Raw genomic sequence first — 13,037 nt, 5'->3', positions numbered from 1 at the left:
CTTCTTTGGCGTGCTCTTGAAAAGAGAGCTGCTAGCGCTTGCTACTTATTGTTTTCCATATGGAAACATATTGAAGATTAGGCTTAACAAGCGCTGGCAGCTCACTTTTTTGCATTACTGGAACTGCGACAGGAAACGGATGTCGCCGTCGAAGAACAGGCGCAGGTCGTTCACGCCGTAGCGCAGCATGGTCAGTCGGTCCGGCCCCATGCCGAAGGCAAAGCCGATGAAGCGTTCGGGGTCCAGCCCCATGTTGCGCACCACGTTGGGGTGCACCTGGCCGGAGCCCGCCACCTCCAGCCACTTGCCGGCCAACGGGCCCGACTGGAACTGGATATCGATCTCGGCGCTGGGCTCGGTGAAAGGGAAGAAGCTGGGACGAAAGCGCAGCACCAGGTCATCGCTTTCAAAGAAGGTCTTGCAGAAGTCCGTGAACACGACCTTCAGGTCCTTGAAGCTCACGTTCTCGCCGATCCACAGGCCTTCACATTGGTGGAACATGGGCGAGTGCGTGGCGTCGGAGTCCACGCGGTAGGTGCGGCCCGGAGCGATCACGCGGATCTCGGGCATGGCCTGGCCGGCGTCGATCAGGCCACGGTGTTTCTTCACATGCTGCACGGCGTAGCGCACCTGCATCGGGCTGGTGTGCGTGCGCAGCAGGTTGGGGGCTTCGGGTGTGCCGCCTTCCACGTAGAAGGTGTCGTGCATGGACCGGGCGGGGTGGTCCTCGGGCGTGTTCAGCGCCGTGAAGTTGAACCAGTCGGTCTCGATCTCGGGGCCGTCCGCCACCTCGAAGCCCATCGAACCGAAGATCCGCTCGATGCGCTCCAGCGTCAGCGACACGGGATGCAGGCCGCCGCGGCCGCGCTGGCGGCCCGGCAGTGTCACATCCAGCGCCTCGGCCTTGAGCTGTGCCTGCAGCTCGGCGTCCGCCAGCTCCTGGCGGCGTGCGGCGAGGGCTGCCTCCACGGCCTGCTTGGCCACGTTGATGGCGGCGCCGCGGGTTTTCTTCTCCTCGGGCGAGAGCTGCGCCATGCCCTTCATGAGCTCGGTCAGGCGGCCTGACTTGCCCAGGAACTGCGCCTTGGCGTTCTCCAGTTCGGCAGGGGTTGCGGAACGCGCGAACGACTCGCGCGCGCTCGTCACCAAGGAATCCAACTCGTTCATATCGACTCTTGAAAAAGAAACAAGGGCTAGTGCCTTTTCAAGCCCTAGCCCTTGTTGTTTGCGCGCTAGTAGCTATACAATTTATAGCTACCAATCGTGAACTCAAGCAGCCAGCTTGGCCTTGACTTGCTCCACGATGCTGCCAAAGGCAGCCTTGTCATGCACCGCGAGGTCGGCCAGCATCTTGCGGTCGACCTCGATGGATGCCTTCTTCAGGCCGTTGGCGAACTGGCTGTAGGTCAGGCCCAGTTCACGGGCAGCGGCGTTGATACGGGCGATCCACAACTGGCGGAACACGCGCTTCTTGGTGCGGCGGTCACGGTAGGCATATTGCCCCGCCTTCATCACCGCCTGCTTGGCGATGCGGAAGACGTTACCGCGGCGACCACGGAAGCCCTTGGCAAGGGCGAGGACCTTCTTGTGACGGGCGCGGGCCGTTACACCACGTTTGACGCGAGGCATGTGTTTTCTCCTTGTTCGTCAGTTGATTACAGGCCAGCGGAGGGCAGCATCTTTGCGATGGAACCCATATCGCCTTCATGCACGTTCACAATGCCACGCAGGTGGCGCTTGTTCTTCGTGGTCTTCTTGGTCAGGATGTGGCGCTTGAAAGCTTGGCCACGCTTGACCGTACCGCCTGGACGAACGCGAAAACGCTTCTTCGCGCTGCTCTTGGTCTTCATCTTGGGCATGTGAATGCTCCTGTTGGTTGTGCTCGTGAGGCGTTTGCACACCGCTGTGCAACCTTGTTGGCCCCGAGCCACTTTTTCAAACGACGCGCCTTGCGGCTCGCCGTGCGGCGGCACTTGCATGCCGCCTATCGGCCGGCACCCTTTTTTAGGGGGCGCCCGCCAAATCTCCTTGCTTACGCAGCGTTGTCGTCAGCGGCGGGAGCGCTTTCGGCGGCAGGTTTACCTGCCGGCTTCTTGCGGGCCGGCGCGATCATCATGATCATTTGGCGACCTTCCAGCTTGGGAAACTGCTCCACCAAAATGGTGTCGCCCAGGTCATCCCTCAAGCGGTTGAGCAATGCCAGGCCCAACTCCTGGTGCGTGATCTCGCGGCCACGGAAGCGCAGCGTGATCTTGCACTTATCGCCCTCCGCCAGAAAACGGCGGATGTTGCGCAGCTTGATGTTGTAGTCACCATCGTCCGTACCAGGGCGGAACTTGACTTCTTTGATCTCGATGACCGTTTGCTTGGCCTTGGCCTCGGCCGCCTTCTTCTGCTCCTGATACTTGAACTTGCCGTAGTCCATCAGGCGGCAGACCGGTGGATTAGCCGTGGCTGCAATTTCAACCAAGTCCACATCCAGCTCGCCCGCCATGCGCAGGGCCTCTTGCAGGCTGACGATGCCCAGGGGCTCGTTGTCCGGACCGGACAGGCGCACTTCAGGCGCCATGATTTCACGGTTCAGTCGATGCTTGCGCTCCTCGCGCTGGCGACGGTCACGAAATTCGGTAGCGATGGCTCTCACCTTCAATTAAAAAGCTACGAAAAGCGTAGCAGCTTACGCACCAGGGATGCGCTTCAAGCGATGATTCAGACTTTGGAGGCAATGTCCTGCGCGATCAGATCGACGAATGCGTCGAGGGACATCACGCCGAGGTCTTTGTTACCCCGGGCACGCACTGCCACAGCCCCTGCAGCCTTTTCCTTGTCGCCGGCGACGAGGATGTAGGGCAGCTTTTGCAGCGAATGCTCCCGTATTTTATACGTAATCTTCTCGTTACGCAGATCAGTCACCACCCTAAGGCCTTGATTCGGCAACGCTTTTTGCAGCTTTGCGGCGATTTCACGACAGTAATCCTGCTGCGCGTCGGTGATATTGAGCACCGCCACCTGTACGGGCGCAAGCCATACGGGCAAGGCCCCGGCGTGTTCTTCGATCAGGATGCCGATGAAGCGCTCCAGGCTGCCCACGATGGCGCGGTGCAGCATCACCGGCCGATGGCGCCCGCCATCCTCGCCCACGTACTCTGCATCCAGCCGCTCGGGCATCGAGAAGTCCACCTGCATGGTGCCGCACTGCCACTGCCGTCCGATCGCGTCCTTGAGCGTGTACTCGATCTTCGGGCCATAGAAGGCGCCATCGCCGGGAGCGATCTCGAATTCGCAACCCGACGCGCGCAGGCTTTCCATCAGCGCATGCTCGGCCTTGTCCCAGCTCTCGTCGGAACCGATGCGTGCCTCGGGGCGCGTGGCCACCTTGTAGATGATGTTGTGGAAGCCGAAGTTCTTGTAGACCTTTTGCAGCAACGCTGTGTAAGCTGTGCATTCGGCCAGGATGTGGTCTTCCGTGCAGAAGATGTGACCATCGTCCTGCGTGAAACCGCGCACGCGCATGATGCCGTGCAGGCCACCCGTGGGCTCGTTGCGGTGGCACTGGCCGAACTCGCCGTAGCGTAGCGGCAGGTCGCGGTAGCTCTTGATGCCCTGCTTGAAGATCAGGATATGGCCCGGGCAGTTCATCGGCTTGAGAGCGTAGTCGCGCTTCTCGCTCTCAGTGGTGAACATGTTGTCGCGGTACTTGTCCCAGTGTCCCGTTTTCTCCCACAGCGTCTTGTCTAGGATCTGCGGGCCCTTGACCTCCTGGTAGCCGTTGTCGCGGTATACGCGGCGCATGTACTGCTCCACCTCCTGCCACAGCGTCCAGCCCTTGGGGTGCCAGAACACCGTGCCGGGCGAATGCTCGTCGATGTGGAACAGGTCAAGCTCACGGCCCAGCTTGCGGTGGTCGCGCTTCTCGGCCTCTTCCAGCATGTGCAGGTACTGCTGCAGTTCTTCCTTCGTGGCCCATGCCGTGCCATAGACGCGCTGGAGCATCTCGTTGCGGTGGTCGCCGCGCCAATAGGCGCCCGCCACCTTCATGAGTTTGAAGAACTTGAGCTTGCCGGTGCTGGGTACGTGGGGGCCACGGCACAGGTCTTCAAAGCCGCCCTCGCGGTACAGGCTCACGTCCTCATTCGTCGGGATGCTGGCAATGATCTCGGCCTTGTAGTGTTCGCCCAGGCCCTTGAAGTACGCCACCGCCTCGTCCCGAGGCAATACACGGCGCACCACTGGTTCATCCTTCGCAGCCAGTTCCGCCATGCGCTTTTCAATGGCGGCCAAGTCTTCCGGCGTAAACGGACGCTTGTACGAGAAGTCGTAGTAGAAGCCGTTCTCGATCACCGGCCCGATGGTCACCTGCGCATCGGGAAACAGTTCCTTGACCGCATAGGCCAGCAGGTGGGCCGTAGAGTGGCGGATCACCTCCAGGCCGTCGGCATCCTTGGCCGTCACGATGGACAGCGGGCTGTCTTGCGTAATCTGGTAGCTGGTATCCACCACCTTGTCCCCGATCTTGCCGGCGAGCGCCGCTTTGGCCAGGCCCGAACCGATGGAGGCAGCCACCTCCGCCACAGTCACGGGACCAGCAAACTCTCGCTGGGAACCGTCGGGAAGCGTAATGTGAATCATGGAAATCCTTATCGAGTCTTTTTCGGTAGGTGAGCCGCGCTTGACTGGGGTTCAGAAAGCAAAAAGCGCGGTACAGGTCCGCGCTTTTATGGGGGCGAGAGAAATCTCGTGCAGGCGCGAACGGCCAGCCTCAGCGGCTGGAACAGATCTCCGTCGTAGTTCGCGGTGTCATAACCAGATTGCCTTTCTCGCCCTTGTTGGTGAACAGATGTGGCATTTTACCCTGCAGCAATAGAAAAGCCCGAGGCGGGGGCCCCGGGCTTCTCGCATCAACCAAGAAGATCAGTGGAACTGCTCTTCTTCGGTGGAGCCGGTCAGCGCCTTCACGCTCGAAGAACCACCCTGGATCACGGTGGTCACGTCGTCGAAATAGCCTGCGCCCACCTCCTGCTGGTGCGACACGAAGGTGTAGCCCTGCTCACGTGCGGCGAACTCGGGCTCCTGCACCATGTTCACGTAGTGCTTCATGCCTTCGCCGCGGGCATAAGCATGGGCGAACTGGAACGTGTTGTACCAGTTGATGTGGATGCCGGCCAGCGTGATGAACTGGTACTTGTAGCCGAGTGCGGACAGCTCGTCCTGGAACTTGGCGATGGTCTTCTCGTCCAGGTTCTTCTTCCAGTTGAAGGACGGCGAGCAGTTGTACGACAGCAGCTTGCCGGGGCACTTCGCATGCACGGCCTGGGCGAACTCGCGGGCAAAACCCAGGTCGGGCGTGCCGGTCTCGCACCACACCAGGTCGGCGTAGGGGGCGTAGGCCACACCGCGGCTGATGGCTTGCTCCAGACCATTCTTCACGCGATAGAAGCCTTCCTGCGTACGCTCGCCCGTCAAGAACGGCTTGTCGTTGGCATCGTGGTCGCTGGTGATCAGGTTGGCGGCCTCGGCATCGGTGCGGGCCAGCACGATGGTGGGCACGCCCATCACGTCGGCAGCGAAGCGGGCAGCGATCAGCTTTTCGATGGCTTCCTGTGTGGGCACGAGGACCTTGCCGCCCATGTGCCCGCACTTCTTCACGGCAGCCAGTTGGTCTTCGAAGTGCACGCCGGCCGCGCCAGCGGCAATCATGTTCTTCATCAGTTCGAAGGCGTTCAGCACACCGCCGAAGCCGGCTTCGGCGTCGGCCACGATGGGCAGGAAGTAGTCGATGAATTCCTTGTCGCCGGGATTGATACCGCGGCCCCACTGGATCTCGTCGGCACGCTTGAAGGTGTTGTTGATGCGGCGCACCATCGTGGGCACCGAGTCATAGGCATACAGCGACTGGTCGGGGTACATGGTCTCGCTGGTATTGCCGTCAGCGGCCACCTGCCAGCCCGACAGGTACACGGCTTCCAGGCCCGCCTTGGCTTGCTGCATGGCTTGGCCGGCGCTGATGGCACCGAAGGCATTCACATAGCCCTTCTTGGCGCCGCCATTGATCTTGTCCCACAGCTTCTCTGCGCCACGCTTGGCCAGCGTGTATTCGGGCTGGAGGCTGCCACGCAGACGCACCACGTCGGCGGCTGTGTAGCCGCGCTTCACGCTCTTCCAGCGGGGATTCTGGGCCCAGTCCTTTTCCAGGGCTGCGATTTGCTGCTCACGGCTCAGTTGTGCGTTCAGGGAATCTGGCATGTTGCTCTCCAAGAGATGAAGGAATGGGCGGGTACCGCTCCCGGGACCCTTGGACACAACTTTAAGTCTTCTATAAGACCACATCAATCTCTTATGTCTTATATAAGAGATAAATTTAACCCATAAAAATCAATGGCTTACGACTTTTATATCTCTATATGAAAATTCATTTCTCATATCGAGAAATTTTTCTGCAACGCAGCAATCAAAATTTTCATATTGAAAAATTGGACTTTCTCCATGCGAAATAAGAGGCCTGGTGAGTTCCTTTCCATGGGCTGCCCCGCGCTCATGCATGATGGAGCCTCCGTTCGGAATCTTCATCAGATGCCAAACCGCCCCACCGCATACCTTTGCCTGGCGCTCAGCATGATGCTGGTGGGTGCCTACGTGGCGCTCTCCAAGCCGCTGGCCGCGGCGTTCCCCGTGCTTTTGCTGGCGTGGTTGCGTTTCGGTATCGGCGCAATAGCCATGCTCGGATGGTTGAAGAAGCCGCACCAGGAGCCACCTCTGACGCGGCAGACCCAAGGCCTGCTTTTTCTGCAGTCGCTGCTGGGCAACTTTCTGTTCACCGTTTGCATGATCTACGGCGTGAGCCTCACCAGCGCGACCTCTGCCGGGGTGATCATGGCGACCATCCCCGCATGTGTGGCGGTCATGAGCTGGCTGTTCCTGCGTGAACAGGTGGCGACCCGCACCTGGGTGGCGGTGGCCTGCGCAGTGGCGGGTATTGTGCTGTTTGCGCTATCCAAACCAGAGCACTCCGCACACGCCAGCAATGCCCTACAGCCCGAAAATTCCCAAAACTTGCAATGGCTGGGCTATGCCCTGCTGCTGGCCGCATCGCTGTGCGAGGCCGCCTATTCCGTCATCGGCAAGAAGCTCACCGGCACTCTGGGGCCACGGCGCATCACGGCGCTGATCAACCTGTGGGGCTTCATGCTCTCGATGCCTTTCGGGCTGTATTTCGCCCTGTACTTCGACTTCACAGCCGTACGCTGGCCCACTTGGTTGCTGCTGGTGTTCTACGCCATGGCAGCATGCATGTGGAGCGTGTGGCTGTGGATGACCGGCCTGAAGACCGTCCCCGCCGCGCAGAGTGGCGTATTCACCGTGCTGCTGCCGGTGAGCGCGGCGCTCGTGGGCGTGCTGGCGCTGGGCGAGCGCTTCACGACCATGCAGTTCATGGCCTTTGGCATCGCACTGGCCAGCGTCGTACTGGCCACGATGCCCGCACGGCTGCCATGGCGCACCGGCCGCGACATGCGCGCCTGACCGGCGACGTTACAGCGCGCGGTCGCTGATAACGATGCCGTCGGCATCCGCGTACAGCCAGTCGCCCGGCCGCACCCACACGCCCTGTACCTGCACCGCCACGTCAGAAAGCCCTTCGCCCCGCTTTTCGGTGGGCAACGGCATGAGTGCGAGTGCGCGGATACCCACGCGCTCGGCATTCAGTTCTGCCACGTCGCGCACGCAGCCATTCACGACGATACCGGCCCAGCCATTGCGCGCCGCGCTGGCTGCCAGATTGCCCCCCACCAGCGCGCGACGCAGCGAAGCTCCACCGTCCACCACCAACACGCGCCCGTTGCCCGGCGAATCCACGGCCGCCTTGACCAGCGTGTTGTCCTCGAAGCATTTCACCGTGCTCACGGGGCCGCTGAAACAGGGTAGCGCTCCGTAGCTCTGGAACACGGGCGGCAGCACGCGGAACGCGCCACTGTCGTCACCCTTGTGGGCGTCGCAGAGATCGCAGGTGCTGATGGCCGGGGTCGGGTGTGCAGACATGGAAGGGAAGCCTTTCTGTGCATAAAGGGGGATGGTGCGCCGCAGCAAGCTGCGGTGGCGCATTCTCGCGCTTGCCGGCAGTTGGCCGCCAGAGCAACAAATCGAGGCAAAAAAGAGGCAGCTCGCCTTGGAAACCGGTTTTTTTCCCAGTAGCATCACCGCTGCCAGTGGAGCTGCGGCGTTCGCTGGTGACATATTTCATTTCCAACAAGGAACAACCCAACATGGCAACTGCAAAGACCGCGTCCGCAGCACCCGCAAAGAAGCGCACCCCCAACGCCGCTTTCATGAAGCCCCTGACCCCCAGCCCCGCTCTGGCGGCCGTGGTCGGCGCCACCCCGCTGCCGCGTACGGAGATCATCAGCAAGCTGTGGGTGTACATCAAGGCGCACAACCTGCAGGACGCCTCCAACAAGCGCATGATCAACGCGGATGCCAAGCTCAAGGAAGTGTTCGGCAAGCCCCAGGTCTCGATGTTCGAGATGGCCGGGCTGATTGGCAAGCACGTCAAGTAATCTGCCCTGCCAGGCTCTCTGCGAGAGCCGGGCGAACAAAAACCGGCATGCGCATGCCGGTTTTTTTTCGCCTGCAAGGCACTCGGCAATGGTTTCTTACACGGCAGTGGGGCCAAGGACTGCAAATGCGATGAATTCGCATTTATAATCAGTTCATCGTCCATAGCCAGCCACGACTGCCTGCACCATGATCGTCTGTGTTTGCCACCGCGTTTCCGACCGGGAGATTGCACGCCATGCGCGCGCAGGTATGAGCTTCGATGAGATTCAGTTCGAGTTGGGCGTCGCCACGCAGTGCGGCCGCTGCGAAGACTGTGCCCGCGATGTCGTGGCGCAGTGCTGCGCATCGCAACCGGTGGCCGCCCTGTACAAGGACACCGATCCCACAGCCGTCCAGCTTGCCACCCTCATCCCGGAAGGCAAGGCATGCAACTGTTCTACGCACTCGCAGGAAGTCTGATCATCGTCATATGCTCGGTCTGGTGGATCCTGCATAAATAGACCGCCTATTCAAGGCTTTTTTGGCCTTCCGACCAAGCTGGACAAGCGCCAGCAGCTATCATTTTTATGTCCTCTGACCGATACGGCTCCCCCGGGGGCTTGAGCCGCAATGCCGTGATCGCAGGCTCCGTGGTGGTGCTGCACGTGGCCGGCCTGTGGGCCCTGCAGTCGGGTCTGGTGCGCAAGACGGCGGAGATCATCATCCCTGCTGAGGTGTTGAGCGAATTCATCGCGCCGCCCGCGCCTCCGGCCCCACCGGCCCCCCCCGCTCCGCCGCCGCCCAAACCAGCCCCGGCGCCGCCCAAACCCGTGGCGCCCAAGCCTCGCCCCGCTCCCATGCCCGTGGCGGTCCCCGACCCCACACCCGCCCCCGCCGCGCCCACGGGCGTCGTTGAGCCTCAGCCCCCGGCCCCACCGGCTGCGGCCGCGCCCGTCGCCGCACCGGCGGCCCCCGCGGCTCCACCGGCGCCGGCCGCACCCAGCATCGAGTTGCCCTCCAGCGACGCGAGCTACCTGAACAACCCCAAGCCCGTCTACCCCGCCGTGAGCAAGCGGCTGGGAGAACAAGGCAAAGTGATGCTGCGCGTGCTCATCGGCACCGACGGACTGCCGCAGAAAGTGGAAGTCAAGCAGTCCAGCGGTTTCGAGCGCCTCGACCGCCAGGCCATCGACGCCGTCATGCGCTGGCGCTTCGTACCCGGCAAGCGCAACGGCGTGCCAGAAGCCATGTGGAATCTGGTCCCGATCAATTTCGTTCTCCAACAATAAGTCTCGCAGGAGTTTTCATGGAATCGCATTTCGGCATTGCCAATGTCTGGGTACAGGGCGACTTCGTCACCCGCGCCGTCGCTGTGCTGCTCATCGGCATGTCGCTGGCATCGTGGATCGTCATCATCATCAAGGCGCTGGACATCCTGAAGTTCAAGAAACACGCCCGCCAGGCACGCGACTTCTGGCACAGCGAAGACTTCGCCGCCGGCCTGACCAAGCTGGGCTCCGACCCGAGCAACCCCTTCCGCCACCTCGCCTTGGAAGGCCGCGAAGCCACGCAACACCACCGCAACACGCAGGCCCATCTGCATGACAGCCTGGACGTGAGCGACTGGGTCACGCGCTGCCTGCGCAACTGCATCGACGAGTTCACGGCGCGCGTGCAGTCGGGCCTGGCCATCCTGGCGTCCGTGGGCTCCACGGCGCCATTCATCGGCCTCTTCGGCACCGTGTGGGGTATCTACCATGCGCTGGTGGCCATCGGCGCCTCGGGCCAGTCGACCATCGACAAGGTGGCCGGCCCGATCGGCGAGGCGCTGATCATGACCGCGCTGGGCCTGGCCGTGGCCATTCCCGCCGTGCTGGGATACAACGCCCTGGTGCGGGGCAACAAATCCATCCTGCACAGCCTCAACAGCTTTGCGCACGATCTGCACGCCTACTTCGTCACCGGCGCGCGCGTTTCGGTACACGGCGAGGCAGCCAAGGTGCTGCCCATCAAGAAAGGCTGATGCGCCATGGCTTTCGGAACCCAGGACGATGCCGACGAGGTGATGAACGAAATCAACATGACGCCGCTGGTGGACGTCATGCTGGTGCTGCTCATCATCTTCATCATCACCGTGCCGGTGATGAAGCACGCGGTGCCGGTGGACCTGCCGCGTGCGTCCAACGAGCGCGAAATCATCAAGCCCGAAACCATCCGCCTGTCGGTGACGGCCGACGGCAAGTACCACTGGAACGAGACCACGATCGGCGACGACGAGCTGGAGCCGCGCCTGCAGGCCGAGGCCCGCAAGGACCCGCAGCCGGACCTGCACATCCGCGGCGACAAGGACGTGCGCTACGAGCGCGTGGCGCAGGCGATGTCGGCGGCGCAACGCGCGGGCGTGCGCAAGATCGGCTTCGTGACCGACCCGACGCCCTGACGCACCACGGCCGCGCCGGCGCGCCGGCCTTCACAGCTGCCGCCCCACGGACGGCGCAGCACCGTCGCCAGCGCCACCTGCGGGGGCTGCCTCTTGCATCTGGATACGAATCGACAGGAAACTTTCAGCCCCGGATGCTTGATCTTTAATTGAGAATGGTTATCATTTGACCATCGTAACGCACCGAGACTTCACCATGCATGCCAGCCTGACCGCACCGTCCGCACTGACCGCACCCCGCATGTTCGCAGTGCCCGCCGATTCCAGCCCGGCGTCCCACGCCGAAGGCGGCGCCGTCGACAGCAGCACCCTGCTGCGCGGCCAGAAGGCCGTGGCCATCGTGCACAACGGCGCCGTCTACCGGCTGCAGGCCACCAAACTCGGCAAGCTGATCCTGACCAAATAAGTTTCATCGTGGGGCGACTCCAGGACCTCGGTCCGAAGGGTCGTATTGGCCAGCCAACGGGCATGCCCGCGTAGCCAGGCTTTTTTTCCCTGCACACCCATGAAAAAACCGGCCCACGCGCCGGTTTTTCTGTTGGAACCCAATATGTTTTTGGTCCCTAGCGCCCTTCCACCAAGCGCTAGCAGCTATCAAAACAATAGCAATCCAGTCCCGATGAGTGCTTACAGCCCGATCGCCGCAATCCCCGCGCGCGCAATCTGCGCGTCCTCATGGGACTTCACGCCGCTCACGCCCACGGCGCCCAGGCACTGGCCGTTCTTCATGATGGGTACGCCGCCTTCCAGCATGCCCTGCAGCGCAGGCGCGCTCAGGAAGGCCGTGCGGCCGCCGTTGATCACGTCTTCATAGCCCTTGCTCTCGCGGCGGCCCAAGGCGGCCGTGTGGGCCTTGGCCGGCGCGATGTGCGCGGACACCGCTGCGGCCCCGTCCAGGCGCTGCAGCCACAGCAGATGTCCGCCGTCGTCCACGATGGCGATGGTCACGGCCCACTGGTTCTTCAGGGCCTCGGCCTCGGCGGCGGCGGCGATCAGCTTGACGTCGGAGAGTTCAAGTTCGGGTTTGGTCTTCATGAGGCAGTCCTGCAGGAGGTGGGTGGATGCGCCCGGCCAGCCGGCAGGGCGCGCAACGGGAAAACGAAAAGCATAGTGCCAGCAGGCCCGCCCAATGCCCCGCCGCAGGGCAAAAGAATGCAACCCATAAAGTACGGGATGGTGCGCGGGTATTGCATTCGGCGCCAAAAGCCACCACATAGAATCATTCGGGTCTGCGCTGTGCAGGCCAATCAGGAGAGAAACCAGATGAACCCAGAAATCACCAGTGTCGGCTCCGCGGGCTATGGCATCTCGCAGGAGCAGCGCCACCGCGTGCTGCGCAACACGTACTGGCTGCTGGCGCTCAGCCTGCTGCCCACCGTGCTGGGCGCCTGGATCGGCGTGGCCACGGGCATCACGCAGTCGCTGCGCGGCGGCCTGGGGCTGATCGTGTTCCTCGGCGGCGCCTTCGGCTTCATGTTCGCCATCGAGAAGACCAAGCGCTCGGCCGCGGGCGTGCCGGTGCTACTGGCCTTCACCTTCTTCATGGGCCTGATGCTGTCGCGCCTGATCGGCATGGTGCTGGGCTTCAAGAACGGCACCGACCTCATCATGACGGCCTTCGCCGGCACGGCGGGCGTGTTCTTCGTCATGGCCAGCCTGGCCAGCGTCATCAAGCGCGACCTGTCGGGCATGGGCAAGTGGCTGTTCGTGGGCGCGCTGGTGCTCATGGTGGGCGCCATCATCAACGTGTTCGTCGGCTCGTCGGCCGGCATGATGGCCATCTCGGTAGCGGCGATCGGCATCTTCAGCGCCTACATGCTGTACGACCTGAAGCAGATCCTGGACGGCGGCGAGACCAACTACATCAGCGCCACACTGGCGCTGTACCTGGACATCTTCAACGTGTTCCAGAGCCTGCTGGCCCTGCTGGGCATCATGGGCGGCGAGCGCGACTGAACGGCGTTCCCACCGCACATGCGTCGCAAGGCCCCGATTTCCGGGGCCTTTTTCACGTCCGCCCTTGGCTGACAGCCTCAACTTGACGGCACGCCTGCCGATAACCCCTGTA

16 protein-coding genes are annotated in these 13,037 nt (G+C 62.3%); 8 read left to right on the top strand and 8 right to left on the bottom strand.

Going from position 1 to position 13,037, the window contains the following annotated elements; translation table 11 throughout:
- Window positions 1-114: 114 nt before the first annotated feature.
- The 6 genes from pheS to aceA form a co-directional block, all read right to left on the bottom strand.
- Window positions 115-1,167, bottom strand: a complete 1,053-nt coding sequence (gene pheS, locus DTPSY_RS07275; RefSeq protein ID WP_011805602.1) for a phenylalanine--tRNA ligase subunit alpha — start codon at window positions 1,165-1,167, stop codon at window positions 115-117.
- Window positions 1,168-1,269: 102 nt separating this feature from the next.
- Window positions 1,270-1,629 (bottom strand): 50S ribosomal protein L20, encoded by a 360-nt coding sequence (gene rplT / locus DTPSY_RS07270; protein WP_015913047.1) that lies wholly within the window; start codon window positions 1,627-1,629, stop codon window positions 1,270-1,272.
- Window positions 1,630-1,655: 26 nt separating this feature from the next.
- Complete coding sequence (gene rpmI / locus DTPSY_RS07265; protein ID WP_011805603.1) at window positions 1,656-1,859, bottom strand: 50S ribosomal protein L35; 204 nt, start codon at window positions 1,857-1,859, stop codon at window positions 1,656-1,658.
- Between the two features lie 173 nt (window positions 1,860-2,032).
- On the bottom strand, window positions 2,033-2,644 hold the full coding sequence (gene infC, locus DTPSY_RS07260; RefSeq protein WP_094766866.1) for a translation initiation factor IF-3: 612 nt from the start codon (window positions 2,642-2,644) through the stop codon (window positions 2,033-2,035).
- Window positions 2,645-2,709: 65 nt separating this feature from the next.
- Window positions 2,710-4,629, bottom strand: a complete 1,920-nt coding sequence (gene thrS, locus DTPSY_RS07255; protein WP_015913045.1) for a threonine--tRNA ligase — start codon at window positions 4,627-4,629, stop codon at window positions 2,710-2,712.
- A 282-nt stretch (window positions 4,630-4,911) separates the two neighbouring features.
- Window positions 4,912-6,243, bottom strand: a complete 1,332-nt coding sequence (gene aceA, locus DTPSY_RS07250) for an isocitrate lyase (protein WP_015913044.1) — start codon at window positions 6,241-6,243, stop codon at window positions 4,912-4,914.
- 327 nt (window positions 6,244-6,570) lie between these two features.
- Between aceA and DTPSY_RS07245 the strand changes: the two genes are divergently transcribed.
- Window positions 6,571-7,518, top strand: coding sequence for a DMT family transporter (locus DTPSY_RS07245; RefSeq protein WP_015913043.1), 948 nt, complete (start codon window positions 6,571-6,573; stop codon window positions 7,516-7,518).
- A gap of 9 nt (window positions 7,519-7,527) precedes the next feature.
- Here the strand turns inward: DTPSY_RS07245 and rraA are convergent, their stop codons facing one another.
- Window positions 7,528-8,034, bottom strand: coding sequence for a ribonuclease E activity regulator RraA (rraA, locus tag DTPSY_RS07240; RefSeq protein WP_015913042.1), 507 nt, complete (start codon window positions 8,032-8,034; stop codon window positions 7,528-7,530).
- A 224-nt stretch (window positions 8,035-8,258) separates the two neighbouring features.
- On the opposite strand from rraA, the gene DTPSY_RS07235 reads away from it, so the two are divergent.
- The 6 genes from DTPSY_RS07235 (at window position 8,259) to hemP (ending at window position 11,375) form a co-directional block, all read left to right on the top strand.
- The gene (locus tag DTPSY_RS07235) at window positions 8,259-8,549 is read left to right on the top strand and encodes an SWIB/MDM2 domain-containing protein (protein ID WP_011805609.1); all 291 of its coding nucleotides are present in this window, start codon (window positions 8,259-8,261) and stop codon (window positions 8,547-8,549) included.
- Window positions 8,550-8,736: 187 nt separating this feature from the next.
- Window positions 8,737-9,009, top strand: a complete 273-nt coding sequence (locus tag DTPSY_RS07230; RefSeq protein ID WP_015913041.1) for a (2Fe-2S)-binding protein — start codon at window positions 8,737-8,739, stop codon at window positions 9,007-9,009.
- Between the two features lie 107 nt (window positions 9,010-9,116).
- Complete coding sequence (locus DTPSY_RS07225) at window positions 9,117-9,818, top strand: energy transducer TonB (protein WP_015913040.1); 702 nt, start codon at window positions 9,117-9,119, stop codon at window positions 9,816-9,818.
- Between the two features lie 17 nt (window positions 9,819-9,835).
- Window positions 9,836-10,552 (top strand): MotA/TolQ/ExbB proton channel family protein, encoded by a 717-nt coding sequence (locus DTPSY_RS07220; RefSeq protein ID WP_011805612.1) that lies wholly within the window; start codon window positions 9,836-9,838, stop codon window positions 10,550-10,552.
- Between the two features lie 6 nt (window positions 10,553-10,558).
- Window positions 10,559-10,969, top strand: coding sequence for an ExbD/TolR family protein (locus tag DTPSY_RS07215; RefSeq protein ID WP_015913039.1), 411 nt, complete (start codon window positions 10,559-10,561; stop codon window positions 10,967-10,969).
- Window positions 10,970-11,165: 196 nt separating this feature from the next.
- A complete protein-coding gene (gene hemP / locus DTPSY_RS07210; protein ID WP_015913038.1) occupies window positions 11,166-11,375 on the top strand; it encodes a hemin uptake protein HemP in 210 nt (69 codons plus the stop codon).
- Window positions 11,376-11,596: 221 nt separating this feature from the next.
- Here hemP and DTPSY_RS07205 read toward each other — a convergent pair whose 3' ends face one another.
- Window positions 11,597-12,004 carry a GlcG/HbpS family heme-binding protein gene (locus DTPSY_RS07205; protein WP_011805615.1) on the bottom strand — a complete coding sequence of 136 codons (408 nt, stop codon included), beginning with the start codon at window positions 12,002-12,004 and terminating at the stop codon, window positions 11,597-11,599.
- A gap of 228 nt (window positions 12,005-12,232) precedes the next feature.
- Between DTPSY_RS07205 and DTPSY_RS07200 the strand changes: the two genes are divergently transcribed.
- On the top strand, window positions 12,233-12,925 hold the full coding sequence (locus DTPSY_RS07200) for a Bax inhibitor-1/YccA family protein (RefSeq protein ID WP_011805616.1): 693 nt from the start codon (window positions 12,233-12,235) through the stop codon (window positions 12,923-12,925).
- Window positions 12,926-13,037 lie beyond the last annotated feature (112 nt).

Source organism: [Acidovorax] ebreus TPSY (assembly GCF_000022305.1).
GTDB lineage: Bacteria > Pseudomonadota > Gammaproteobacteria > Burkholderiales > Burkholderiaceae_C > Diaphorobacter > Diaphorobacter nitroreducens.
This window is presented reverse-complemented; position numbering and strand designations above follow the sequence as displayed.

Coding starts and splice junctions, on each gene's coding strand:
- DTPSY_RS07225 (WP_015913040.1), top strand. CDS start 9,117: ATGTCCTCTGACCGATACGGCTCCCCCGGGGGCTTGAGCCGCAATGCC.
- aceA (WP_015913044.1), bottom strand. CDS start 6,243: ATGCCAGATTCCCTGAACGCACAACTGAGCCGTGAGCAGCAAATCGCA.
- DTPSY_RS07220 (WP_011805612.1), top strand. CDS start 9,836: ATGGAATCGCATTTCGGCATTGCCAATGTCTGGGTACAGGGCGACTTC.
- rpmI (WP_011805603.1), bottom strand. CDS start 1,859: ATGCCCAAGATGAAGACCAAGAGCAGCGCGAAGAAGCGTTTTCGCGTT.
- rplT (WP_015913047.1), bottom strand. CDS start 1,629: ATGCCTCGCGTCAAACGTGGTGTAACGGCCCGCGCCCGTCACAAGAAG.
- DTPSY_RS07205 (WP_011805615.1), bottom strand. CDS start 12,004: ATGAAGACCAAACCCGAACTTGAACTCTCCGACGTCAAGCTGATCGCC.
- DTPSY_RS07235 (WP_011805609.1), top strand. CDS start 8,259: ATGGCAACTGCAAAGACCGCGTCCGCAGCACCCGCAAAGAAGCGCACC.
- DTPSY_RS07215 (WP_015913039.1), top strand. CDS start 10,559: ATGGCTTTCGGAACCCAGGACGATGCCGACGAGGTGATGAACGAAATC.
- hemP (WP_015913038.1), top strand. CDS start 11,166: ATGCATGCCAGCCTGACCGCACCGTCCGCACTGACCGCACCCCGCATG.
- rraA (WP_015913042.1), bottom strand. CDS start 8,034: ATGTCTGCACACCCGACCCCGGCCATCAGCACCTGCGATCTCTGCGAC.
- DTPSY_RS07200 (WP_011805616.1), top strand. CDS start 12,233: ATGAACCCAGAAATCACCAGTGTCGGCTCCGCGGGCTATGGCATCTCG.
- pheS (WP_011805602.1), bottom strand. CDS start 1,167: ATGAACGAGTTGGATTCCTTGGTGACGAGCGCGCGCGAGTCGTTCGCG.
- DTPSY_RS07245 (WP_015913043.1), top strand. CDS start 6,571: ATGCCAAACCGCCCCACCGCATACCTTTGCCTGGCGCTCAGCATGATG.
- thrS (WP_015913045.1), bottom strand. CDS start 4,629: ATGATTCACATTACGCTTCCCGACGGTTCCCAGCGAGAGTTTGCTGGT.
- DTPSY_RS07230 (WP_015913041.1), top strand. CDS start 8,737: ATGATCGTCTGTGTTTGCCACCGCGTTTCCGACCGGGAGATTGCACGC.